The sequence below is a fragment of the Streptomyces sp. NPDC093795 genome (assembly GCF_044764665.1).
Classification (GTDB): Bacteria; Actinomycetota; Actinomycetes; order Streptomycetales; family Streptomycetaceae; genus Streptomyces.
The window spans coordinates 370926-393448 of the sequence record NZ_JBIWIO010000007.1 but is presented as its reverse complement, the minus strand read 5'-3'; the positions used below and the strand labels follow the sequence as shown (position 1 = coordinate 393448).

Genomic DNA, 22523 nt, shown 5'->3' with positions numbered 1-22523 from the left:
CCACCTCTCCCTTGAGCCGCAAGGAGATCGCCCGATGCTGCCCCGGAACCCCTGGAAGCACGCCGTCAGAGCGCTGTCGGTCCTGCTCCTCACCGCCGCCGCCACGCTCGCCCCGACCACCGCCGCCTCGGCCCAGGCCGAGACCGCCACCACAAGCCGGGGCTGGAACGACTTCTCCTGCAAGCCCTCCGCCGCTCACCCGCGCCCCGTCGTCCTCGTCCACGGCACCTTCGGGAACTCCGTCGACAACTGGCTCGTCCTCGCGCCGTACCTGGTCAACCGCGGCTACTGCGTCTTCTCGCTCGACTACGGCCAGCTGCCCGACGTGCCGTTCTTCCACGGCCTCGGCCCCATCGCGAAGTCGGCCGAGCAGCTCGACACCTACGTCGACCGGGTCCTCGCCGCCACCGGCGCCCCCGAGGCGGACCTCGTCGGACACTCGCAGGGCGGCATGATGCCCCGCTGGTACCTCAAGTTCCTCGGCGGGGCCGAGAAGGTGAACGCGCTCGTCGGCATCGCCCCCGACAACCACGGCACCACCCTCCTCGGACTCACCAAGTTGCTCCCGCACTTCCCCGGCGCCGAGGACCTGATCAGCGCCACCACCCCGGGCCTCGCCGACCAGATCGCCGGCTCGCCCTTCATCACCAAGCTCAACGAGGGCGGCGACACCGTCGCGGGCGTCCGTTACCACGTCATCGCGACCCGGTACGACGAGGTCGTCACCCCGTACCGCTCGCAGTTCCTGTCAGGTCCCAACGTCACGAACGTCCTCATCCAGGACAAGTGCGCGCTCGACCTGTCCGAGCACGTGGCGATCGGCACGGTGGACCGGGTCACCTTCCACGAGGTCGCCAACGCCCTCGATCCGGCCCACGCGACCCCGACCACCTGCCTCTCGGTGATCGGCTAGCAGCCGTGTTCGCTCCGTCGGCGTAAGGAAGCCGCGCCCTGATGGCGCAGTGTCACAGGATGGGGGCTAATCGTGCTCAAGCGTGCGTTTCTGGCGCATCACGAGACAGCCACGGTGAACGCGTACGGAATGTTCACGAATGGAGCCTGTGACATGACCACCGACCTTCCCCCCACCCGTCCGGCGGAAGACGAGATAGAACCGACCGCGGGGCCCGCCCGAGGTCCGACCCTCCACTCGGCTGTCTCCCCACCCCCGGCACCCGGGGCGCCGCCCATCCCCGCCCGGCCGACGCTGCCCCCCGTCGTGCCGGCGGTCCCGGTCCTGACGGCGACCCCGGCCAAGGAGGCGCTTCCGGTCAGGGAGGAGCCCCCGGCCAAGGTGGAGCCTCCGGTCATGGACGCTCCGGTCAAGGTGGAGTATCCGGCCAGGGTGGAGTACCCGGTCAAGGTGGAGTCTCCGGTCAAGGCGGAGTCTCCGGTCAAGGTGGAGCCTCCGGTCATGGACGCTCCGGCCAGGGAGGACTCTCCGGCCAAGGAGGAGTCTCCGGCCAAGGAGGCGCCTCCGGTCATGGAGCCCCAGCTCAAGGGGGAGCCTCCGGTCGAGGAGCCCCAGGCCCAGGACGAGAACGGTGACGAGGCGGTCCACACGCTCCTGCGGACGGCCGCGACCGAGCGCCCGGTGGCCGAGGTCGCCGCACTGGTCGCACGACTCCAGGAGACCGGCGCCGTGTCCAGCCCCGCCGACGTGGCGCTCCGCGCGGCCGCCGTCACCCGCCCCCTGGACGAGGTACGACAGCTGCTCGCGCTCCTGAACGCCTCGGGGTACGACCTCCACCAGGCCGAGACCACGCTGCGCGCCGCGGCGGTGGGCCGGCCGATCGAGGACGTGGTGCGGCTCGTCGGCATCCTCGGGACCGACAGCAGCGACTGGCAGCCCGCCGGCGAGCGGAAGCCCGCACCCGGCCAGGACGCCGGAAACGCGGCCGCGGCCGCCACCGTCCCGAAGCGCGGCCGGGGCGCCGCCGAGCGGCCGAAGTCGACGCTGGACGGCGGCCTCGCCACGGGGCCCGGCAGCCACAGCAGCTCCCCGGCGCTGCGGTCGGCGCTGCGCTGGCCGACAGCCGTCGCGCTGTTCGTCTGCGGCCTCCTCCACCTGCCGACGGACCTCGCGGGTCTGCGCTCGGGCGGGGACGCGGAGACCGTGTCCGTGGTCGTCACCGTGCTCTGCCTGGTGGCCGCGGTGTGGCTCGCCGCACGGGACACCCTGCTCGTCTGGGCCGCCGTCGCGGGCCTCGCCATCGTCGTCATCGCACTCCACGGAGTCGCGAGCGCCCGCACCGTCGACCTGCTGAGCAGCAGCCTCGGCACCACCTTCGCCTGGGCCAAGGCCCTGGCGCTGCTGAGTGCCGTGGCCGTCGTCCTCCTGACCGGCACGGCGGTGGTCCGTCACACGAGGATGGCCGGCGCGGCGGACAGCACCTGAGGGCCGACCCCCGCACGCCATCTCCGCCCGGGCAGCCTCGCGCCGCCCGGGCGGACGCGCGTCCTAGGCCCGCCGACGCCGGGTCGCGCCGAAGAGGACGGCCGCGCCGGTCGCGAGCACGGCGGCGCCGCCGATCGCGAGGTACGGGGTGGCGGCGTCGCCACCGGTCTCGGCCAGCCGCTCACCGGAACCGGAACCGGCGGCGGGAGCGGGCGCGTTGGGCGACGACTCCTGCGAGGGCCCCTCGGTGGGCTCCTCGGCGGGCTCCTGCGCGGACGTGGGTTCCTGTACGGGAGCCTGCGTGGCAGAGCCGCCCGCAGCCGGGGCCGCCGCCGTCTCCTCCGCGCCCGTGGCCGGGTCGCCGTCCCCGTGCCCGCCGTGCTCGACGGAGGACTCGTCCTGGCCCTCCTCGATCTGCTCGTCGCTCGGGGCGGAGGCGGTCGGCGCCGGAGCCGTACCGCCGCTGTCCTGCCCGAACACCACGTCCGAGCAGGTGTAGAACGCCTCGGGGGAGTCGGAGCGCTGCCAGATCGAGTAGATCAGGTGCCGGCCGGACCTGTTCGGCACCGTGCCCTCGAAGACGTAGTCGCCGCTCTCCATCCGGGGGTCGGTCACCGTGGCGAACGGCTTCTCCTCCAGGTCCGACCACGTCAGCGGCTTCGACGGGTCGTAGCCGTCCTTCGTCACGTACAGCTCGAACGAGCCCCGGTGCGGCGCGGTCCCCTTGTACCGGAAGGTGTGCGCCCCGGACTTCATGCTGCTCGCCGGCCAGTCGGCCCGCGCCAGGTCGAGCCCCCGGTACTTGTCGTTGCCCGCGTTGCACAGCTTGCCGTCCGGGATCAGCTCGCGGTGCTTCCCGGCGGCGTTCGCGATGTTCACCGCGTTCCAGTCGTAGAACGCCTGCGCCCCGCTCGCCGCCACCGCGGCCTTGCAGGCCGCCGACCTCGGGGACTCGGGCCCCTCCGCGTAACAGGTCGAGACCCGGCTCACCGGATCGGTCATCGACCCGTGCGCGGACGCGGACCCGGCGGCGAGCCCGGACAGGACCAGCACGGTGCCGGCGGTGACGGCCGCGGAGAAACGACGAGAGGTCATGGGGGGACAGCTCCTTCACGAGGGTGAGGCGTGGGGGGTTGCCAAGGAAGCTAGCCGCCGCCACCCGCGAAAAAGCCGCTGGAGAAGGGGAGAAGACGATTCTTAGGACCGCTTTAAGGCGGAGGTAAGAGGCCCCTGAGGAACGCCCTGGGGAGCGTCTCGGGGAATGTTCTGAGGGACGTCCTGAGGACCGTCAGCCGAGCCGCCGGTAGCGCCGTTCCGGGCGCCCCGTGCCTCCGTAGCGCAGGGTGATCTCCGCGCGGCCCGTCTCCGCGAAGTACTCCAGGTAGCGGCGGGCGCTCACGCGGGACAGCGAGCCCGCCTCCGCGCACTCCGTGGCCGAGAGGCCCGCCGGGTGGGCGCGGAGGACCGAGTCGACCAGGTCGGCCGTGTGGGCGGCCAGGCCCTTCGGGAGTTCCCGGGAGCCGCGGGGGCGGGTGCCGAAGATCTGGTCGACGTCCTCCTGGCGGGCCTCCTCGAGCTCGTCGAGGCGGCTGCGCAGCGAGGCGACATGGCGGAGTTGCTCGTGCAGCGCCGCCTGGCTGAACGGCTTGATCAGATAGTGCAACGCCCCCGCCCGCAGCGCCGACCGGATCGTGTCCACGTCCCGCGCCGCCGTGATGAAGAGCGCGTCCATGCCCAGGCCCGCCGCGCGCATCTCCCGCAGCACCTGGACCCCGTCCATGTCGGGCAGGAAGACGTCGAGCAGTACCAGATCGGGCCGCAGCCGCTCGGCCGCGCGCAGTGCCTCCGCGCCGCTGTGCGCGACCCCGGACACCGAGAAGCCCGCCACCGCCGACACATAGCGGCAGTGCAGCTTGGCGACCATGAAGTCGTCGTCCACCACCAGCACTCTCGTCACGCCGACCCACGCTAGGTCCCGACCACAACGACCACAACGTCCGTTGATTGCGGAAGAGAGACAGCTTCTTAACGCGCAGGCAACATGTGGGCCACCTCACATCCCCCTACCCCTTCGAATCGAGAGGCGGCACACGTGCGGTTGCGCACCCCCTTCGCCCTCCTCGGGGCCGCGCTGCTCGTCCTGGTGGGTCCGCCGCTGCTCAGTCCGGGCAGCGGCACCGACACCGGCACGCGGATACCCGGACTGCGCTTCATGGTCCCCAACACTCCGGGCGGCGGATACGACATCACCGCCCGCACCGCGGCCAAGAACGCCGAGGAGGCGGACCTCACCGGCGACATCGAGGTCTTCAACCTGCCCGGAGCGGGCGGCACCGTCGGCCTCACCCGGCTCGTCGGCGAACGCGGCAACGGCCGCCTCGCCATGTCCATGGGCCTCGGTGTCGTCGGCGCCGTCCACACCAACGAGACCCCGATCACCCTCGCCGACACCACCCCGATCGCCCGGCTCACCGAGGAGCAGGACATCGTCGTGGTCGGCAAGAACTCCCCGTACACCACCATCCAGGAGCTCCTCGCCGCCTGGAGGGAGAACCCCGGCAAGCTGCCCGTCGGCGGCGGCTCCTCGCCCGGCGGCCCCGACCACCTCGCCCCGATGCTGATGGCCCAGGCCGCCGGGATCGCACCGAAGGACGTCAACTACGTGCCCTTCGACGGCGGCGGCGAGCTCCTCGCCTCCATCCTCGGCGACAAGGTCGCCTTCGGCGTCTCCGGCGTCGGCGAGTACCTCGACCAGATCAAGGCGGGCGAGCTGCGCCTCCTCGCGGTCACAGGACCGAAGCGGGTCCCCGGACTCGACGCCCCCACGCTCCGCGAGGCCGGCCTCGACACCGAGTTCACCAACTGGCGCGGCATCGTCGCCCCGCCCGGTCTCTCCGACGCCGAGCGCGACAAGCTCGTCACCCTGGTGACCGCCCTGCACGACTCCCCGCAGTGGCGCGCGTCCCTGAAGACCCACGGCTGGGACGACGCCTTCCTGCCCGGCGAGGAGTTCGGCGCCTTCCTCACCGAGCAGGACCGCCGCGTCGCCTCCGTCCTCAAGGAGCTCGGCCTGTGAAGACGCCCCAGAAGCCGACCCCGACCCCGCAGACGTCCCCGAGGACGCCCCTGAAGGCCTGGCTCCGCGAGCGCTCCGAGTTCGGTGTCGGCGCCCTCCTCTTCCTCCTCGGCGTCCTCGTCCTCACCGACGCCCTCACCCTCGACGCCGACCTCGCCGGCCGCGGCCCGGTCGGCCCCGCCACCGTCCCCCTCGTCGTCGGCTGCGGCCTGCTCGTCGTCGCCGTGCTCCTCTCCGTCGACGTGCTGCGCGGCGGCCGCGGCGAGGCCGAGGCAGGCGAGGACGTCGACCTGACCGAACCCGCCGACTGGCGGACGGTCCTGCTCCTCGCCGGTGTGTTCCTCGCCTTCGCCGTCCTCATCGGTCCCGTCGGCTTCCCCGTCGCCGGAGCGCTCCTCTTCTGGGGCGCGGCCTACGCCCTCGGCAGCCGCCACGTCCACCGCGACCCGCTCATCGCGGCCGCGCTCTCGCTCCTGACCTACGTCGTCTTCGACAAGCTGCTCGGCGTCCCGCTGCCCGGCGGCCCGCTGATGGGAGTGATCTGACCCATGGATTCCCTGAACTCCCTCATCGACGGCTTCGGGACCGCCCTCACCCCGATGAACCTGCTGTGGGCCGCGATCGGCGTGCTCCTCGGCACCGCCATCGGCGTCCTGCCCGGCATCGGCCCCGCCATGGCCGTGGCCCTGCTCCTCCCCGTCACGTACGGGCTGGAACCGACCGGCGCGTTCATCATGTTTGCCGGCATCTACTACGGCGCCATGTTCGGCGGCTCCACCACCTCGATCCTCCTCAACACCCCCGGGGAGAGCGCGGCCGTCGTCGCCGCCATCGAGGGCAACCCGATGGCCAAGGCGGGCCGTGGCGCGCAGGCGCTCGCCGCCGCCGCCATCGGCCACTTCGCCGGCGGCATGATCGGCACGATCCTGCTCGTCGTCCTCGCCCCGACGGTCGCCGCGCTCGCCGTCGACATCGGCGCCCCCGACTACCTCGCCCTGATGGTCCTCGCGTTCATCGCGGTGACCTCGGTCCTCGGCTCCTCCCGCATCCGCGGTCTCGCCTCCCTCCTCATCGGCCTCACGATCGGCCTGGTCGGCCTCGACCAGATGACCGGGCAGCAGCGACTCACCTTCGGCTCCCTCCAGCTCGCCGACGGCGTCGACGTCGTCATCGTCGCGGTCGGCCTCTTCGCCATCGGCGAGGCCCTGTGGGTCGCCGCCCACCTGCGCCGCACGGCGGGGGAGGCCATCCCGGTCGGACGCCCCTGGCTCGGCAAGGACGACGTACGGCGCACCTGGAAGCCCTGGCTGCGCGGACCGTTCATCGGCTTCCCGTTCGGGGCGATCCCGGCCGGCGGCGCGGAGATCCCGACCTTCCTGTCGTACGTCACGGAGAAGCGGCTCTCGAAGCACAAGGAGCAGTTCGGCAAGGGCGCCATCGAGGGCGTCGCGGGACCCGAGGCGGCCGCCTCGGCCTCGGCGGCGGGGACGCTCGTCTCCATGCTGACCCTCGGACTGCCCACGACCGCCGTCGCCGCCGTGATGCTGGCCGCGTTCCAGCAGTACGGCATCCAGCCCGGCCCGCTGCTGTTCGAGCGGGAGCCCGACCTGGTGTGGGGCCTGATCGCCTCCCTGTTCGTCGGCATGGTGCTGCTGCTCGCGCTCAACCTGCCGCTCGCGCCCGTCTGGGCCAAACTGCTTCGCATCCCGCGCCCGTACCTCTACGCCGGCATCCTGTTCTTCGCCGCCGTCGGCGCGTACGCGGTCGGCGGTGAGGCCCTCGACCTGGTCGTCCTGCTCGTCATCGGCCTGATCGGGCTCGGCATGCGCAGGTACGGGCTCCCCGTGCTGCCCGCCGTCATCGGGGTCATCCTCGGCCCGGCCGCCGAGCAGCAGCTGCGCCGCGCCCTGCAGATCAGCGACGGCTCGGTGACGGGCCTGGTGAACACCCCGTTCTCGGTCACCGTGTACGCGGTCGTGGTCCTGCTCCTGGCCTGGCCCCTGTTGAGGAAGGTGATCGTCCGCCGCCGTAATGTGACGGTATGACAGACACCTCGATCCGTCCCGCGGTCGCCGCGGACGTGCCCGCCGTGAAGGCCGTGACCGACGCGGCCTTCCACCACTACATCGAACGGATCGGTCTCGTACCGGCCCCGATGGAGTACGACCACGCGGCGAACGTGGCCGCGGGGCGGGTCTTCGTGACGGGCGAGCCGGTGGCCGGCCTCGTGGTGGTGATCCGCGAGGCCGATCACCTCTACCTCGACGAGGTCGCCGTACATCCCGACGCCCAGGGCACGGGCCTGGGCCGCCTGCTGCTCACCTGGGTCGAGCGGTACGCCCGCGAGCTCGGGCTGCCCGAGGTGCGGCTGTTGACCAACGCGCTGATGCGGGAGAACCAGAAGCTGTACGAGCGGTACGGCTACGAGGTCGTCGAGCGTCGTGCGGAAGGACCGTACGATCGTATCCACTACCGAAAGCGCCTCAACTCGCCCCCGATGGGGTGAGTTTCGGACACGCGGCGGCCGGATCGGATATCCCTGGCGGGCAGCACCATCCCCCCACCCCGAAAGGACCCCGCTCATGCGCGTCCGACTCGCCCTCGCCACAGGCGTCCTGCTGGCCTCCGCCGCCGCCCCCCTCGCCCACGCGGAAGGGGCCGCGGACCTCTCCGTCCACGCCTACGGAACCGTCGGCGAGGACAGCACGGTGACCCTCTACGGCAGCTACCGTTGCCTCGACGACAGCGCCGGCCCCGTCTTCGTCAGCTCCATCCTCGTCCAGGGCGACCACTCGGCCGGGATCGGCGGCGTCCGGGCCGTCTGCGACGGACACCTCCACGAGTGGACCAACACCGCCGTCGTGAAGGACCCCGCCTACCGGCCGGGCACGGCCCGGGTACAGGCCACCCTCATGCAGCTCACGGCCGGGAAGACGGGCCTGCCGACCCCCGACTTCCTCGCCGTCGAGGAGTCGACCGTCGAACTGCTCTGACCGTCCGGCGTGGCAGGCGGCCTCGGGTCGGCAGACGGCGCAGGCCGGTGCCTCCCTAGCCCAACAGGTCGATCAGGCCCTCACGGCCGAGCGCCTCCAGCTCGTCGAGGGCGACGACGGCACGCGCCGCCGCCTCCGGGTCGGAGGCGGCGAGCCCGCTCGCCGCGAACTCGTCCTCGTCGAGCCGCAGCACCTCGCTGCCGTCCGCCGACACCCACAGGTCCAGGTCAAGGTCGTCCACCACCACCCCGGAGCCGTCGATCACGGCCGGCCGCGTGATGTCGCAGTACCAGCCCTTGAGGGCGCCGTCGGCGGACCACACCTCCTTGACGGAGAACCAGCGGTCGCGCCAGTAGTGCTCCACGAAGACGTCGCCCGGCTCGAACCGCACGAAGCCGAAGTCCCGTACCCCCTCCGCCGCCCACGGAGCACGCACCGAGAGCCGGCTGCCGACCTCGGCGAGCACCTCGGCCGGGTAGCGGATCTTCGTCCGCCCCGCCTTCGTCAGGGTGACCTCAACCGATCGTCCGGACATGCCGTACCTCCGTCGCCCCGATCTCGTACCCGAACCACTCGTTGATCGCCAGCATCGGCCCGTTGGCGGCGTCGTTCCCCGTGAACGCCTCCGTGCAGCCCGCCGCGCGGGCCCGGTGCAGCGACGTGTTCTTCGCGAGTTTGGCGAGCCCCCGCCCGCGGAACGCCGGGGCCGTACCGGTCATCCCCGAGAAGTACCGGCCCAGACCGTCCGTCAGCGCCGCGCTGAACGCGGCCGGGACCCCGTCCACCACCGCCACCGTCGTCAGCGCCCGGTCGAAGAGAGGGTGCTCCCAGGTGGTCGTCCGCCAGTGCGCGTAGTCGTCCAACTGCGTCCCCACATCGCTCGGCTCATCGGCCGTCGTCACCGCGTCCAGCTCGAACAGCGGCCGCGGGTCGGCCGCGAAGTCCTCGGCCGTGAGCAGCTCGACCCCGGCCGGCGCCGCCTGGAGCGGCGGCAGCCCGGCCGCCGCCAGGTCGAGGCGGAGGAAGTGCGCGGAACGGCTCGGCGTGTAGCCTCGCCGCTCGGCCCAGGCGCGGTTCGCCGGTTCGTCCAGGACCCAGCTGAACAGGGAGCGCGCACCGCGCTCGGCCACGTGCTCCTCGCCGGCCCGCAGCAGCAGCGTCCCCGCCCCGCGCCCCGAGTGCGCCGGGTCCACGTACACGTTGACGAAGCCGATGCCCGGCTCCGCCGCCTCGTGGGCGATCCCCACCTGGGCGGTCCCGATGATCCCGCCGTCCTCGGTCACGGCGACCAGCGGACGGTAGTGGCTGTCGGGATGGGCGTGCGCCCAGTCGAACACGAGCTGCTCGGCGGTCGCGAGCATATAGGGGAGCGCTGCCCGCCGGACCCGGGCGAAACCCTCGGCGTCCTCGGCCCGTACGTCACGCACGATGACTGTCATGAGGCCGCACGCTACGGGCCGGGGGCGCACCGCCGCCTCCCCTTTTCCGGTGGGGTGGGGGCAGAATCGGCGGCGTGACACTCACCATCGCTGTGGACCACGAATCCACCACCGCTCCCTACGAACAGCTGCGTGCCCAGATCTCGGAGCGGGCCCGGTCGGGCGGACTGCCGGTCGGATACAAGCTGCCGACGGTACGAGGGCTCGCGGAGCAGCTGGGCCTCGCCGCGAACACGGTCGCCAAGGCGTACAAGGCGCTGGAGGCCGACGGGGTGATCGAGACGCGCGGCCGCCACGGGACCTTCGTCGCCGCGGCGGGCGACGCCGCGACCCGCCGGGCCGCCACCGCCGCCGCCCAGTACGCCGAGGAGGCCCGCCGCCTCGGCCTCAGCCGCGAGGCGGCGGAGGCGGCGCTGAGCGAGGCGCTGCGGGCCGCGTACGACAGCTGACACCGGGAGACGAAGGACCTACAGGTAGAGGCCGGCCCCCGCCGTGCGCGGTTCGGGAAGTTCCGTCGGGGGCGTGCCGCGGCGCAGGGCGAACAGCTCCGCGAGCGTCGCGCCCTCGCGCGGCACGCCCTCCTCGCGTCCGAGCCAGGTAACGGACTCCGCGCGGGTCAGCGGCCCCACCTCGATACGGGCCAGGCAGCGGCCCGGACGGACCACGGCCGGGTGCAGCCGCTCCAGGTCCTCGTTGGTGGTGACCCCCACCAGGACGTTGCGTCCCTGGCCCAGCAGACCGTCCGTCAGGTTGAGCAGCCGCGACAGGGCCTGACCGGCCGTGTGCTTCGCCTCGCCCCTGATCAGCTCGTCGCAGTCCTCCAGGAGCAGCAGCCGCCAGCGTCCCTTCGCCGTGCCCTCGTCCTCGCCGATGGCGATGTCCATCAGATAGCCGACGTCGTTGAAGAGCCGCTCCGGATCGAGGACGCAGTCCACCTGGCACCAGTCGCGCCAGGACCGGGCCAGCGTCCGCAGCGCGGACGTCTTGCCCGTGCCCGGCGGCCCGTGCAGCAGCAGGAGCCGGCCGGCGATCGAGTCGGGCGTCACCTTCATCAGCCGGTCCATGGACTCCGCCACCGGCGCCGAGTAGTTGGGCCGGACCTCCTCCCACGTCCCCGCGCTGATCTGCCGGGTCGTCCGGTGCGGGCCGCGCCGTGGCGACACGTACCAGAACCCCATCGTCACGTTCTCCGGCTGCGGCTCCGGCTCGTCCCTCGCCCCGTCGGTCGCCTCCTTCAGGACGCGCTCGGCGAGGTCGGCGTCGGCGGCCGTGACGGTGACGTCCGCCCCCCGGTTCCAGCGGGACACGAGCAGCGTCCAGCCCTCGCCCTCGGCGAGCAGCGCGCTGCGGTCGTCGTCCTTCGCTGCCCGCAGCACCGTGGCCCCCGTCGGGAGGAGCGTCGCCTCGGGCCTGACCCGGTCCAGGGTGGTGCTGTGGGAGTGGGGCTGCTCCCCGGTCGCGAAGCGGCCGAGGAACAGCGCGTCGACGACGTCCGAGGGCGAGTCGCTGTCGTCGAGGTTCAGCCGGATCGGCAGCGACCGCTGCGGCTCGGACGGTACCGGTGGGGTGTCAGCCATGGCGCCCATGATCCGGCAACCGGGCATGGCGCGCACGGTGTTTTGAACGGGACGCACCCCCGGCCGCCGGGCCCGCGCCACGTCAGATCCAGTGGCCCCGCACGGCCCCCCGGGCGCGCCGCGCGAGCGCGTACCCCTTCGTCATGACCCGGTCCGCGGCGAAGTTCCGCGCGATCGCCCGGCCCTCGACGAGCCGGGTGAACTCCTCGACGTCCGTCGACCGGCGCACGGTGACCCGCTCGATGGCGTACGGCCCCTGGCGGCGCCTGGCCAGCGCGTTGCCGACGGCGAGCGCCTGCGTGAAGCCGGCCTCCCGGACCGTACGGCGGACCCGGCGGCTGGAGTACCCGTACGGGTAGGCGAAGGAGACCGGGGCGGAACCGAGCTCCTCGCCGAGGATCTCCCGGCAGCGCAGCGTCTCGAACCGGAGCCGCCGCGCGTCGAGCTGGTCGAGCTGCGGATGGGTGTGGCTGTGTCCGCCGATCTCCGTTCCCGCGTCGGCCAGTTCACGGACCTGCGCCCAGTCGAGCATGGTGTCGAGGGCGCCGCCCGTCGTGTGCCGACCGGGCAGCCAGCCGGTGGAGACGAAGACCGTGCTGGTGAAGGAGTGCTTGGCGAGCACCGGCAGCGCGTACCGGTGCACGCCCTCGTACCCGTCGTCGAAGGTGACGAGCAGCGGCCGGGCGGGCAGCGGACCGCCGGTGCGCCAGGCGGCGGCGAGCCCGGCGGTGGTCAGCGGCGTGAACCCCCGCTCGGCGACCACCTCCATCTGCGCCGCGAACGCCTCGGGGGTGACGGAGAGCCCCAGCGTCGCGGGGGCGGGATCCGGGTCGACGGCGTGGTACATGAGGACCGGCACGGCGGCGGTGTCGTTCACGAGGCCGCCCCTTCGGAGGCCACTGGCCGCGCGGCTCCGGGAGCCTCCGCCCGGGCCCCTCCCCGGGCTCCCGCTCCGGCCCGTTCGATCGGTCCCCACGAGAAGGTCGTGCCGCTCCGCCGGGCGCGGAGCGAGCCGAGCGCGTAGCCGCCGGCCGCGACGGTCACGCCGGTCACGATCGCGCCGGCCCGGCCCGCGCCGCCGGGGCGGCCGTACAGCGCGTCACGGAGTCCGCGCAGGACACCCGAGGGCAACACCCGTGTCGAGTAACGCCGTTCGGACTCCAGGCCCTTCTGCGCGCCGACGCTCCGCGCGACGAGCGCCTTGGAGAGCCCCTCGGCGTAGACGCGGGTACGGAAGTAGCCGAAGCGCTCGCGGACGGCGGGCACCTTGTGGTGGATGACGGCACGGTCGTCGATGAGGAGGATCGCCCCGGGCAGTGCCTTGGCGAGCCGGATGCACAGCTCGGTCTCCTCGCCGCCGAGGGGCCGCCGGTCGCCGTCCCGTCCGATGCCGGTGGCGAAGCCGCCCGACGCGTCGAAGGCCGTACGGCGGAAGGAGGCGTTGCCCCCGAGCACGTTGCGCACGGGGACCCGGCCCGGGGGCAGGCCCCGGTACGTACAGCCGACGACCCAGTCGAACTCCTCCGGGAACCAGGCCGGGCGGCGGCCGGACGCCCAGGCGGGCAGGGTCCGGCCACCGACGGCCATGACGCGCGGGTCGTCGTAGGCGGCGGCGAAGTGGTGGAGCCAGTCCCGCTCCGCGACCGCGTCGTCGTCGAGGAAGGCCACGAACTCGCCCCTGGCGGCGCCGATCCCGGTGTTGCGGCCGGCGGAGAGGCCGCGGGGGCCCGCGTTGGCGAGCACCCGCACCTCCTCGTGGAGCCGCTGGTCCGCGTACTCCTCGGTGAGCCGGGAGAGGAGCCGCTCGTTGTGGTCGACCACGAGCAGCGTCTCCAGCGGCGGCAGTGACTGCTTCCGTACGGAGTCGACGGCGGCGAGGATGTCCTCCCACCGCTCCTCCGTGTAGACGCAGATCACCACCGAGAAGCCGTACGGGGACGTGCGGTCGCTCAAGAGACCTCTCCCCGGGGGATGTTGACCGAGAACGGGGCGGGCCGGCGGCGGGCCGCCTTGCTGACGGCCTTCTCCTTGAGGATGACCTTCAGGACGCGGATGCCGTCGCGCACGGCGTTGAGGTTGCTGACGCCGTGAATGCGGTTGTATTCGTGGCTCGGCACCTCCTGCACCTTGAGACCGGCCGTGACGACCCGGATGTTGATCAGGGTCTCTATCTCGAATCCGGTGCAGTCGAGCGTGATCTTGTCGAGGCAGTGGCGCCAGAAGGCGTTGTAGCCGTAGCAGAGGTCGGTGTACCGGGCGCCGAACTTGCGGTTGACGAGGCTGCAGAGGGCCCAGTTGCCGAGTCTGCGAATGGTCGTCATGTCGTCCGTGCCGCCGCCGTTGGCGAAACGGGAGCCCTTGGCGAAGTCGGCGCCGCCGACGAGGGCGGAGACGTAGGAGACGATCTCCTGGCCGTCGGCCGAGCCGTCCGCGTCGACCATGACGATGATGTCGCCGGTGCAGGCGGCGAAGCCGCTGATCAGCGCGTCGCCCTTGCCCTTGCCGGCCTGCTTGACGACTTTGACGTCCGGCCAGAGTTCACGGGCGACGTCCACCGTGTTGTCGGTGGAATTTCCGTCGACGAGGACGACTTCGTGAATCCATTCCGGCAGCGTCTTGAAGACGTACGGAAGATTTTCGGCTTCGTTCATCGCGGGAATGACGACGCTCACCGGCGGGGTGATCGCCAAATGCGAGGTGATGGCCCGGTACTGGGCGGCTATTCGACTCGGCTCGGTCAATTCGGGGCCCGTGGCGGATGGGCGCAGGAACGAGCTCATGGGTCTGGTTTCCCTCTCGTCCGGTGGGCCGCCCACCCCTTGGGCGGTCCGATGGTGTGTCCGGTTCGAAAGGGGGGTTCTCACCTCGCCCACACGGAAACGATCTCCTTGCGGGATCGATGAGTTGGCATGTCTGGCCGCGCGGTACCCGCGGCTCGGCGCACGTTCGAACACCGAGCACGGCACCCCCCTACCGCGCCCCACCCCGGATCCATCGCGACGCTAGAGCCCTCCCCTGAGCCGCTTTGCATGATGGACCGGTGCGGGTGAGATGTACGACGGTATTGATGAATGGGACTGTATGGCAAGTCCCGGATCTGTGGCCCGTTTTTCCGTGGTTTGGCGAAGCATCGCCGGTCAGATGTGCAACCGTCCCGATCGGATTCGATCAATCCGTTTGCAGGTGGGGGACGGTGAGACAGGATCACACTTCTGTGCATTGTTGTGTGAATGTGTCGCGATCCCGTTCGATCGTCCGGCGGGACCGGAGCCTCCGGTTCCCGTCCTGGCCGAATCTCGACTGTCGCTGACGGAGGATCGGAGAGCGTTCACTCCCAGTTTTGACATGAACACTTCCGGCGCGGCGGATCCGATGCTACTACCTGGTAGCGCAGAGATCCTGCTACAGGGAGGTTCCATGAGACTGTCCCGATTCACCGCCCTTTCGTCCTCTCTCCTGCTCGGTGCCGTCCTCGCCCTCACCGGGGCGGGAGCGGCCCAGGCGGCCGAGACCGCCGCACTCGACTACGTGGCGCTCGGGGACTCGTACTCCTCCGGTGTGGGCGCCGGGAGCTACGACAGCGCCAGCGGCGACTGCAAGCGCTCCACGAAGGCGTATCCGGTGCTGTGGAAGAACGCGAACGCCCCCTCCTCCTTCGCGTTCACCGCCTGCTCGGGCGCCCGAACGGGTGATGTGACCGCCAATCAGCTCGGACCCCTCTCGGCCGCCACCGACCTGGTCTCCGTCACGATCGGGGGAAATGACGCCGGTTTCGCCGACGTCATGACGACGTGTGTGCTGCAGTCCGAGGCCACCTGCATCAACCGCGTGAATCAGGCCAAGAGTTACGTGGACACCACGCTCCCCGGCAAGCTCGACTCCGTCTACACGGCCATCAGGAACAAGGCGCCCGCCGCCCGCGTGGTCGTCCTCGGGTACCCGCGCTTCTACCAGATCGGCGGCAACTGCGTCGCCGGCCTGAGCGAGAACGAGCGCCGCGCCATCAACGGCGCCTCCGACCACCTCAACGCCGCCGTCGCCAAGCGGGCGGCCGACCACGGCTACACCTTCTCCAGCGTCGTCTCCGCCTTCACCGGGCACGAGATCTGCTCCGGCTCCGCCTGGCTGCACAGCGTCAACTGGCTCAACATCGGGGAGTCCTACCACCCGACCGCCGCCGGACAGTCCGGCGGCTACCTGCCCAGCTTCAGGAACGCGGTGTAACCGGACCGCCGCCCGCGCCGTCCGTGGCGCCGGGGCCGGCCGGAGCGGTGCTCGTGACACCGCCCGGCACGGGCCCGGCGCCACGCTCGTCGTCCCGTACGACGTGATACGTCAGGGCTCCCGCGATCAGGAGCGCGCCGACCGCCCCGGCGAGGAGGACGCGGCCCCGACGGGGCGGCGTCGTCCGGCGGGGCGGGTGCGACGAGCCGCGAGCCGGTGAGGCGGAACCACGCGCCCGCGTGGGCCCGTTGTCGTTGCCTTGCCCGGGCCCTTCTGTGTTTCCTTCTCCGGGCCGCTCGGCGTCCCTCGGGGTGGAGGGCTCCGTCCGCAGGGGCCGGCTCCCGCCCGCGGCCAACCGTCGCAGCTCCTCCTCGGCCCGGGCCGCCGTCAGGGGCCGGGCCGGGTCCGGGTGGGACAGACCCTCGATCACGGCGCGGAGTGCCTCGGCCCGGTCGTCCATCGACAACAGCGTCGACGTCCCGGCCGCCGTGTCGAGCAGCGCCCCCAGGGACCTCAGCTCCGCCTCCGCCCCCGGCGCGTCCGCCGGCGCCGTACCGAAGCCGGTCACGACGATCCGCCCGTCGTTCGCGAGCAGGACGTGTCTCGGCTCCACGCCCCGGTGGGGGACGCCCGCCTCCCGTGCCGCCCGCAGGGCGGAGAGGACGTCGGCGCCGACGCGTGCGGCCTCGCGCGGGGGCAGTGGACCGGCCTCCAGCGTCTCGGCGAGGGTGAGGCCGCGGACGAGCTCGGTCACGACCCAGGGCCTGCCGTCCTCGGTGGCCACTCCGAGGCCCCGTACGACAGCGGGATGGGAGATCCGGGCGGCGGCCCGCGCCTCGCGCTCGCGCCGGGCGTAGAGGAGGGGCGCCTCGTCCGCCGGGAGTCCGGCCGGGGCGCGGAACTCCTTGAGGGCCACCTCGTGCCGGTTCGTCTCGTCCAGGGCGCGCCAGACGGTGCCCGTCGCCCCCTCGGCGAGGACGTCCAGAAGCCGGTAACGACCCGCGATCACCGTCATGCGTCCACGGTAGCCGAGGGGTGCCTTCCTGGCCCCGGTCCGCGACGGGGAAGAGCTGGAACGATCTTGGTGGTGGAGATCACACCGGCCCGGGTACTCATGGAGGAGGGCCCGGAGGGCAGGATGGTTCGTGACGGTTCGGCAGGTGTTCGAGTCCTGTCCAACTCGCCCTGGAATCAGATGGATTCGGACAGTGACCGTCAACCCTCGTACGAGTGCCGTCGATCCCGTCGGCGGGATACACGGGTGTCACGTCGGGGCGATAGGGTTAACCTGCCCTGGGTCGGGTGCCCTTGTACGGGTGGGGAGTGACATGGAACAGATAGCAATGCGCAGCAGGCCGCGAGTGCCTGCCATCACCTGCGGGAGCAGCGCGACGAGTTCGCGCCTCGACCGTCATCTCGCGGTGCTCGGCGGTCCCGCCGTGCCCCAGCGTGAGGTGGCCGAGGCGACGCTGCTGATGCGGGAGCTGACGGCGCGTACGCACGAGGCGCCGGTGCACAGTCACCGCAGCCGCAGCGCACGGGTCTCGCTCTTCGCCCCGCTCCGCCGCCTGCGCCGTTCCCTCTTCGGAACGCGCCGCTAGCGCGGAGGAGTCGGGTGCCGGGCCCCGCACCCCGAGGTTCCCGCCCGCTGCCGCCCGGCCGCCGTACGACTCCGACTGCGACACCGCCGGACGTGTCCCCACCCGTCCGGCGATCAGTCGTACCCGGCGGCGGATCCGCTGCCGGTAGAGGCGTCAGGCGCCCTCCTGTCCGCTCCGTAGAGGCGTCAGGCGCCCCCGGTCCGCGCGGCCGGCGGGGGCCTCAGGCGATCACCCCCGCGCTCCTCAGCTCCTTCACCTCCTCCTCCGGCACCCCGAGCCCCGCGAGCACCTCGTCCGTGTCCTGTCCGAGCGCCGGGATCCGGCCCATCCGCGGTTCCGGCGCGTCCGGGAACACGATCGGCGGCAGCAGCGAACGCAGCGGCCCGACCGGTGACTCCACCTCCCGCCAGCGGTCACGGGACGTCAGCTGGGGGTGCTCCGCGAGCTCCGCGACCGAGTTGAGCCGGGCGCAGGCGACGCCCGCCGTGTCGAGCCGGGCCAGCGCCTCGGGCGCGGTCAGCGGGGCGAGGGCCGACGCGACCACCGCGTCCGTCGCCGCCCGCCCGGCCACCCGCGCCGTGTTCGTCGCGAACGCCGGGTCGTCGGCGAGCTCCGGGCGGCCGATGACCTGCTCGGCGAGCCGTCGCCACTCCCGGTCGTTCTGCACGGAGAGCAGCACCAGCCCCCCGTCCGCCGTCGGATAGGCGTCGTACGGCGCGATCACCGCGTGCGCGAGCCCCGTACGCGCCGGGGGCGTGCCCCCGTGCATCCCGTGGTGCAGCGGATGCCCCATCCACTCGGCCAGCGAGTCGAGCAGCGAGACCTCCACCGGACCGCCACGGCCGGTCGTCCCCCGCCGTACGAGAGCGGCGAGGACACCCGAGAAGACGTAGGTCCCGGCCGCGATGTCGGCCGCCGGGATCCCCGACTTGACCGGTTGCTCCGGCGTGCCGGTCACCGACACCAGGCCCGCCTCGCACTGGACGAGCATGTCGTACGCCCGCTTGTGCGCGTACGGTCCCTCCGCCCCGTACCCCGAGACGTCCACCGCGATCAGCCGCGGGTGCGCGGCGCACAGGGTGGCGGCGTCGAGGCCGAGTCTGGCCGCCGCCCCCTGGGCCAGGTTCTGCACGAAGACGTCCGCGCCGGCCACGAGGCGCCGGACGAGGGCGAGGCCGCGGGGGTCCTTGAGGTCGACCGCCACGGACTCCTTGCCCCGGTTGCACCACACGAAGTGGGAGGCGAGGCCCCGGGCGGCCGTGTCGTACCCCCGGGCGAAGTCCCCGCCGTCGGGCCGCTCGATCTTGACGACGCGGGCGCCGAGGTCGGCGAGTTGCCGGGTGGCGAAGGGGGCGGCGACGGCCTGCTCGACGGCGACGACCGTGATGCCTTCGAGGGGGAGTGGCTGAGTGCTCATGAAAGCCCTGCCTACCCTGCGGGGCCGGTCCTTGTCACCAGGGGGTATGTCACTCCCGGCGGGTTCCGTCAGCCCCGGGCGTAGCGGCGTACCGCGAGCGGGGCGAAGAGGGCGATCAGGCCGAGCGACCAGAGCAGCGCCCCGGCGACGGGGTGGGCCACCGGCCAGGCCGCGTCCGCCGGGACGGGCGCGTTGCCGAAGAGGACCCGTACCGCCGTGGTGACCGCCGAGATCGGGTTCCATTCGGCGACGGTGCGGAGCCAGCCCGGCATGTTGTCGATCGGGATGTACGCGTTGGACAGCAGCGGCAGCATGAACGTGGCACTGCCGAGCTGCCCCGCCGCCTCCTCGCTCTTCGAGGCGAGGCCGAGCAGGATGCCCACCCAGGTCGTCGCGAAGCGGAAGAGGAGCAGCAGACCGATGGCGCCCAGGGCCTCCGCCGCCGTCCCCTCGATCCGCCAGCCCATGGCGAGGCCGACGAGGATCAGCGGGACCGTGCCGACGGCGCTGGCCACCAGATCGGCGAGCGCCTGCCCGAGGGGGACGGCGGCCCGGCTCACGGGCATGGTCCGGAAGCGGTCCATGACGCCCCGGTGGGAGTCCTGGGCGGCCTGGAACATGCCGGTCATGAGGCCGCCCGCCGCGGTCGCCACGAGCAGGCCGGGCACCAGCTGGGACCGGTACTCGGCGCCCGGCATGGCGAGCGCGCTGCCGAACACGTACCCGAAGAACAGCAGGAACACGATCGGCATCGTCTGCGTCATGACGGTGATCGCGGGCGCGTGCCGGATGCGCTGGAGGTGGCGGCCGAGGACGGCGGTCCCGTCGTGGACGAGGGTGCTCACGCGACGAGCTCCTTCCGGTCGGTGAGGCGCAGGAACACCTCGTCGAGGGTGGGCGGGCGCAGGGAGGCGTCGACGAGGAGGACGCCGGCGGCGTCGAGCTCGCGGACCATCCGGGGGAGGGTGAGCGTGGTGTCCGTGGTCACCGCGCCGGCCGTGCGGCGCTCGGCGTCCAGGGCGGGGGCCGAGCCGGTCAGCTGGTCGAGGACGGCGGCGGCCGCTTCGAGGGAGGACGGGTCGCCGACGACGACCTCGGCGTAGCTGCCGACGAGCGCCTTGAGTTCGGCCGGGGTGCCGCGCTGCGCGACCCGCCCCTCGTCGATCAGGACGATGTCGTCGGCGAGCTGGTCGGCCTCCTCCAGGTACTGCGTGGTGAGCAGCACGGTCGTGCCCTGGGCCGCCAACTCCCGTACGGCGTCCCAGATCCCGTTGCGGCTGTGCGGGTCGAGGCCGGTCGTCGGCTCGTCGAGGAAGAGGACACGTGGCGGTACGAGGAGGCTCGCCGCCAGGTCAAGCCGGCGCCGCATGCCCCCGGAGTACGTGCGGGCGGGCCGCCCGGCCGCCGGGGCGAGGCCGAACCGGTCCAGGAGTTCGTCGGCGCGGGCGCGCGGGGCGCGGAGCAGTCGGGCGAAGAGTCGCAGGTTCTCGGCGCCGGTGAGGTCGCCGTCGACCGAGGCGTACTGCCCGGTGACCGCGATCCGCTTCCGCACCCCGGCCGGGTCGCGGACCACGTCGTGCCCCGCGACCCGCGCGCTCCCGGCGTCGGGTGCGACGAGGGTGGTGAGGACGCGGACGGCGGTGGTCTTGCCGGCGCCGTTGGGGCCGAGGACGCCGCAGACCGAGCCCTCGGGGACGGCGAGGTCGAGGCCGCGGAGGGCGTGGACCTCGCCGTACCGCTTCTGCAGACCCTCACTAAGTACAGCGTACGTAGTTGTCATGGTGTGACCGTACCGCACTACGTACGCTGTACGTAACTAGGATGGGAGCGAGGTGATGATCCATGACGGGCCGAGCGGCCGAACCGGAAGTGATCTGGGCGCGCCCCGTGCGCGCGGGCCGAGGCCCCAAGCCGGCGTACAGCAGGAACGACATCGCGGCCGCCGCCGTGCGCATCGCCGACGCGGACGGCATCGACGCGGTCTCCATGCGGCGCGTCGCCACCGAACTCGGCTGCGGCACCATGTCGCTGTACAACTACGTCCCCCGCAAGGAGGACCTGTACGAGCTGATGGTCGACGCGGTCAGCGGCGAGTACGTGTACCCCGAGAAACCCAGTGGTGACTGGCGCGCCGACATGACGGGGATCGCCCACCAGAGCCGTGCCCTCATGTACCGCCACCCCTGGCTGCCCCGGATGATGACCACCGCCTACGGGTTCACGCCCAACGCCCTGCGCTTCCTGGAGTGGTGCCTGGGCTGCCTGGTCCCCCTGGACATCCCCGCCGGGCTGAAGATGCAGCTGATCGCCATGGTCAACGGCACGGTCATGGCGACCGTCGCCAACGAGCAGGCCGTCGCCGAGCGGGCCCGGGGACTGCCCTGGTCCGAGGAGGAGGAACAGGCGGTACGCGCCGCCTACCTCACGCGACAGGTGGCGAGCGGGGAGTACCCGCACCTCGCCGGACTGCTCGCCGAGGCCCCCGCACCCGTCGATGCGGACGAGATCTTCGCTCTCGGCATCGCCCGGCTCCTCGACTCGTTCGCGCCCGCGGGGGCGGTTCCTGTCACAGGAGCATGAACTGCCCCTCCGGGCCCTCCTCCTGGTGGTCCAGTACGGACGCGGGGCGGCGGGACGTGGGTGGCGGGGGCAGGATCCCCGCCGCCCGCAGCTCCGCCCGGCCGGTCGCTCCCGCTCCCTCGGCGAAGGCGGCCCGCTCCGGCTCCCGGGCCCCCAGCAGCGCGAGGACCGTGATCAGGTCGAGCAGCTCCGAGGTCCACTCCTGCGGCCAGGCCGCCGGTCCGATCGCCTCCAGGGAACCCGGCTCCGCCGGGGCCGTCCGCTGCGCGAACCACTGCTCGAGCACCCGCGCCCCGCCGACGCGGAACTCCCAGGCATCCTCCGGTACGGGTGAGATCCGGCCCTCGTCCAGGCACAGGGCCTCGTCCCCGCCGTCGTACGTCATCGTCCCCGGCCGCGCGGGGACCGCCGCCCGCACATAGGGGCGGCGCCCGCCCCGCAGCCGTGGCTTCGTCCCGCTCAGGGCGCCCCGCGCCTGGACGTCGACGAGCTCCCGGCCGAGCGCCACGCCCGCCGCCCAGGCCGCTGGGTCCGCCGGGAGCGGGACACGGCACCCGGCGGGGGAGGGCCGGGCCGCCGCCACGGTCCACGCGAGCCACTCCAGTGCGTCGACCTCGTGCCCGTACCGCTCCCCGAGGAGGGCGAGCAGGCCGGGCGCCACATTGGGCTCCCGACCTCCGGGGCGCCGGAACAGCGGGCGGATCCGGCCCGGCCGGCCGGCGGGGGAGCGGCCCTCGGGCAGCGCGGCCGTCACCAGGAGGGCGGGCCCCGCCGCCCCCGGCACGTACCCCTGCTCGACGGCGAAGAGCTGAGGCTCCCCGGCGACCCGCCACAGCTCGGGCCGGGCGGTGTCGATGAGCCGGTGGTCGGGCAGCAGCCACTGCTCGTCGAACGGACCGAGCGCGACCCGTACGGGCTCCGGGCACGGCCCCGACTCGCGGGCCCAGCGCCCGGTCGAGGTGCGCTGCCCGGGCAGCGCGGCCACCGCGCTCGCGGGCGTCCGCGCCCGGCTGGGCCGGAACAGGGCCTCCCGCTCCGCCCCCTCGGCGGCCACGAGACGGTCCCAGCGGGACCGCAGCGTCCGCGCGTCCGGCGCCACGATCCACGGGCGGCCGAACCGCAGCGGCGCGACGGACCACGGCATGAGGTCGTCGAGGAGGGGCGGGTCGTCGTCGTGCGCTCCGGGAACTTCCGTCACGCCCCGCATGCTAACGACTG

At 72.7% G+C, this 22523-nt stretch carries 24 protein-coding genes; 11 read left to right on the top strand and 13 right to left on the bottom strand.

Going from position 1 to position 22523, the window contains the following annotated elements; translation table 11 throughout:
• The first annotated feature begins 34 nt into the window (after positions 1-34).
• Together ACIRB7_RS21470 and ACIRB7_RS21465 are read left to right on the top strand one after the other, a co-directional pair.
• Positions 35-913: an esterase/lipase family protein gene (locus tag ACIRB7_RS21470; protein WP_403600851.1), complete on the top strand. Its 879-nt coding sequence runs from the start codon at positions 35-37 to the stop codon at positions 911-913.
• Positions 914-1066: 153 nt separating this feature from the next.
• Positions 1067-2398 carry a hypothetical protein gene (locus tag ACIRB7_RS21465; protein ID WP_403600848.1) on the top strand — a complete coding sequence of 444 codons (1332 nt, stop codon included), beginning with the start codon at positions 1067-1069 and terminating at the stop codon, positions 2396-2398.
• Between the two features lie 63 nt (positions 2399-2461).
• Here ACIRB7_RS21465 and ACIRB7_RS21460 read toward each other — a convergent pair whose 3' ends face one another.
• Positions 2462-3493, bottom strand: a complete 1032-nt coding sequence (locus ACIRB7_RS21460) for a lytic polysaccharide monooxygenase (RefSeq protein WP_403600845.1) — start codon at positions 3491-3493, stop codon at positions 2462-2464.
• Positions 3494-3686: 193 nt separating this feature from the next.
• On the bottom strand, positions 3687-4355 hold the full coding sequence (locus tag ACIRB7_RS21455) for a response regulator (protein ID WP_403600842.1): 669 nt from the start codon (positions 4353-4355) through the stop codon (positions 3687-3689).
• A gap of 135 nt (positions 4356-4490) precedes the next feature.
• On the opposite strand from ACIRB7_RS21455, the gene ACIRB7_RS21450 reads away from it, so the two are divergent.
• The 5 genes from ACIRB7_RS21450 (at position 4491) to ACIRB7_RS21430 (ending at position 8467) form a co-directional block, all read left to right on the top strand.
• Positions 4491-5474, top strand: coding sequence for a Bug family tripartite tricarboxylate transporter substrate binding protein (locus ACIRB7_RS21450; RefSeq protein WP_403600839.1), 984 nt, complete (start codon positions 4491-4493; stop codon positions 5472-5474).
• A complete protein-coding gene (locus ACIRB7_RS21445; RefSeq protein ID WP_403600836.1) occupies positions 5471-6019 on the top strand; it encodes a tripartite tricarboxylate transporter TctB family protein in 549 nt (182 codons plus the stop codon). Before ACIRB7_RS21450 ends, ACIRB7_RS21445 begins: the two co-directional genes overlap by 4 nt.
• A 3-nt stretch (positions 6020-6022) precedes the next feature.
• The gene (locus ACIRB7_RS21440) at positions 6023-7519 is read left to right on the top strand and encodes a tripartite tricarboxylate transporter permease (protein ID WP_403600833.1); all 1497 of its coding nucleotides are present in this window, start codon (positions 6023-6025) and stop codon (positions 7517-7519) included.
• A complete protein-coding gene (locus ACIRB7_RS21435; protein ID WP_403600831.1) occupies positions 7516-7980 on the top strand; it encodes a GNAT family N-acetyltransferase in 465 nt (154 codons plus the stop codon). The genes ACIRB7_RS21440 and ACIRB7_RS21435 overlap by 4 nt, the downstream gene beginning before the upstream one ends.
• 76 nt (positions 7981-8056) lie before the next feature.
• Positions 8057-8467 (top strand): DUF6299 family protein, encoded by a 411-nt coding sequence (locus tag ACIRB7_RS21430; protein WP_403600828.1) that lies wholly within the window; start codon positions 8057-8059, stop codon positions 8465-8467.
• Between the two features lie 55 nt (positions 8468-8522).
• On the opposite strand, the gene ACIRB7_RS21425 is transcribed toward ACIRB7_RS21430, so the two are convergent.
• Positions 8523-9002 (bottom strand): DUF402 domain-containing protein, encoded by a 480-nt coding sequence (locus ACIRB7_RS21425; protein ID WP_403600825.1) that lies wholly within the window; start codon positions 9000-9002, stop codon positions 8523-8525.
• Positions 8983-9906 (bottom strand): GNAT family N-acetyltransferase, encoded by a 924-nt coding sequence (locus tag ACIRB7_RS21420; RefSeq protein ID WP_403600822.1) that lies wholly within the window; start codon positions 9904-9906, stop codon positions 8983-8985. The genes ACIRB7_RS21425 and ACIRB7_RS21420 overlap by 20 nt, the downstream gene beginning before the upstream one ends.
• Before the next feature lie 74 nt (positions 9907-9980).
• Here ACIRB7_RS21420 and ACIRB7_RS21415 point away from each other — a divergent pair, with 74 nt between their 5' ends.
• The gene (locus tag ACIRB7_RS21415; RefSeq protein WP_403600820.1) at positions 9981-10355 is read left to right on the top strand and encodes a GntR family transcriptional regulator; all 375 of its coding nucleotides are present in this window, start codon (positions 9981-9983) and stop codon (positions 10353-10355) included.
• Positions 10356-10373: 18 nt separating this feature from the next.
• Here ACIRB7_RS21415 and ACIRB7_RS21410 read toward each other — a convergent pair whose 3' ends face one another.
• The 4 genes from ACIRB7_RS21410 to ACIRB7_RS21395 form a co-directional block, all read right to left on the bottom strand.
• Positions 10374-11492, bottom strand: a complete 1119-nt coding sequence (locus ACIRB7_RS21410; protein WP_403601054.1) for a DUF5925 domain-containing protein — start codon at positions 11490-11492, stop codon at positions 10374-10376.
• 73 nt (positions 11493-11565) lie between these two features.
• Entirely contained in the window at positions 11566-12360 is a 795-nt protein-coding gene (locus ACIRB7_RS21405; RefSeq protein WP_403600817.1) for a polysaccharide deacetylase family protein, read from the bottom strand.
• Positions 12357-13436 (bottom strand): glycosyltransferase family 2 protein, encoded by a 1080-nt coding sequence (locus ACIRB7_RS21400; RefSeq protein ID WP_403600814.1) that lies wholly within the window; start codon positions 13434-13436, stop codon positions 12357-12359. Before ACIRB7_RS21400 ends, ACIRB7_RS21405 begins: the two co-directional genes overlap by 4 nt.
• Positions 13433-14263 (bottom strand): glycosyltransferase family 2 protein, encoded by an 831-nt coding sequence (locus ACIRB7_RS21395; RefSeq protein WP_403600811.1) that lies wholly within the window; start codon positions 14261-14263, stop codon positions 13433-13435. Before ACIRB7_RS21395 ends, ACIRB7_RS21400 begins: the two co-directional genes overlap by 4 nt.
• 637 nt (positions 14264-14900) lie before the next feature.
• Here ACIRB7_RS21395 and ACIRB7_RS21390 point away from each other — a divergent pair.
• On the top strand, positions 14901-15707 hold the full coding sequence (locus ACIRB7_RS21390) for an SGNH/GDSL hydrolase family protein (RefSeq protein ID WP_403600808.1): 807 nt from the start codon (positions 14901-14903) through the stop codon (positions 15705-15707).
• Here ACIRB7_RS21390 and ACIRB7_RS21385 read toward each other — a convergent pair.
• Positions 15691-16722, bottom strand: coding sequence for a protein kinase (locus ACIRB7_RS21385; protein ID WP_403600805.1), 1032 nt, complete (start codon positions 16720-16722; stop codon positions 15691-15693). The genes ACIRB7_RS21390 and ACIRB7_RS21385 overlap by 17 nt on opposite strands.
• A 313-nt stretch (positions 16723-17035) precedes the next feature.
• Here ACIRB7_RS21385 and ACIRB7_RS21380 point away from each other — a divergent pair, with 313 nt between their 5' ends.
• A complete protein-coding gene (locus ACIRB7_RS21380; RefSeq protein ID WP_359207301.1) occupies positions 17036-17308 on the top strand; it encodes a hypothetical protein in 273 nt (90 codons plus the stop codon).
• Between the two features lie 220 nt (positions 17309-17528).
• On the opposite strand, the gene ACIRB7_RS21375 is transcribed toward ACIRB7_RS21380, so the two are convergent.
• The 3 genes from ACIRB7_RS21375 to ACIRB7_RS21365 all read right to left on the bottom strand — a co-directional run bounded on the left by ACIRB7_RS21375 (position 17529) and on the right by ACIRB7_RS21365 (position 20505).
• A complete protein-coding gene (locus tag ACIRB7_RS21375) occupies positions 17529-18725 on the bottom strand; it encodes a CaiB/BaiF CoA transferase family protein (protein WP_403600802.1) in 1197 nt (398 codons plus the stop codon).
• A gap of 68 nt (positions 18726-18793) precedes the next feature.
• Positions 18794-19570 carry an ABC transporter permease gene (locus ACIRB7_RS21370; protein WP_403600799.1) on the bottom strand — a complete coding sequence of 259 codons (777 nt, stop codon included), beginning with the start codon at positions 19568-19570 and terminating at the stop codon, positions 18794-18796.
• Positions 19567-20505 (bottom strand): ATP-binding cassette domain-containing protein, encoded by a 939-nt coding sequence (locus ACIRB7_RS21365; RefSeq protein ID WP_403600796.1) that lies wholly within the window; start codon positions 20503-20505, stop codon positions 19567-19569. Before ACIRB7_RS21365 ends, ACIRB7_RS21370 begins: the two co-directional genes overlap by 4 nt.
• 62 nt (positions 20506-20567) lie before the next feature.
• Between ACIRB7_RS21365 and ACIRB7_RS21360 the strand changes: the two genes are divergently transcribed.
• Positions 20568-21305 carry a TetR/AcrR family transcriptional regulator gene (locus tag ACIRB7_RS21360; RefSeq protein WP_403600793.1) on the top strand — a complete coding sequence of 246 codons (738 nt, stop codon included), beginning with the start codon at positions 20568-20570 and terminating at the stop codon, positions 21303-21305.
• On the opposite strand, the gene ACIRB7_RS21355 is transcribed toward ACIRB7_RS21360, so the two are convergent.
• On the bottom strand, positions 21292-22512 hold the full coding sequence (locus ACIRB7_RS21355; protein WP_403600791.1) for a type ISP restriction/modification enzyme: 1221 nt from the start codon (positions 22510-22512) through the stop codon (positions 21292-21294). The genes ACIRB7_RS21360 and ACIRB7_RS21355 overlap by 14 nt on opposite strands.
• Between the last annotated feature and the right edge of the window lie 11 nt (positions 22513-22523).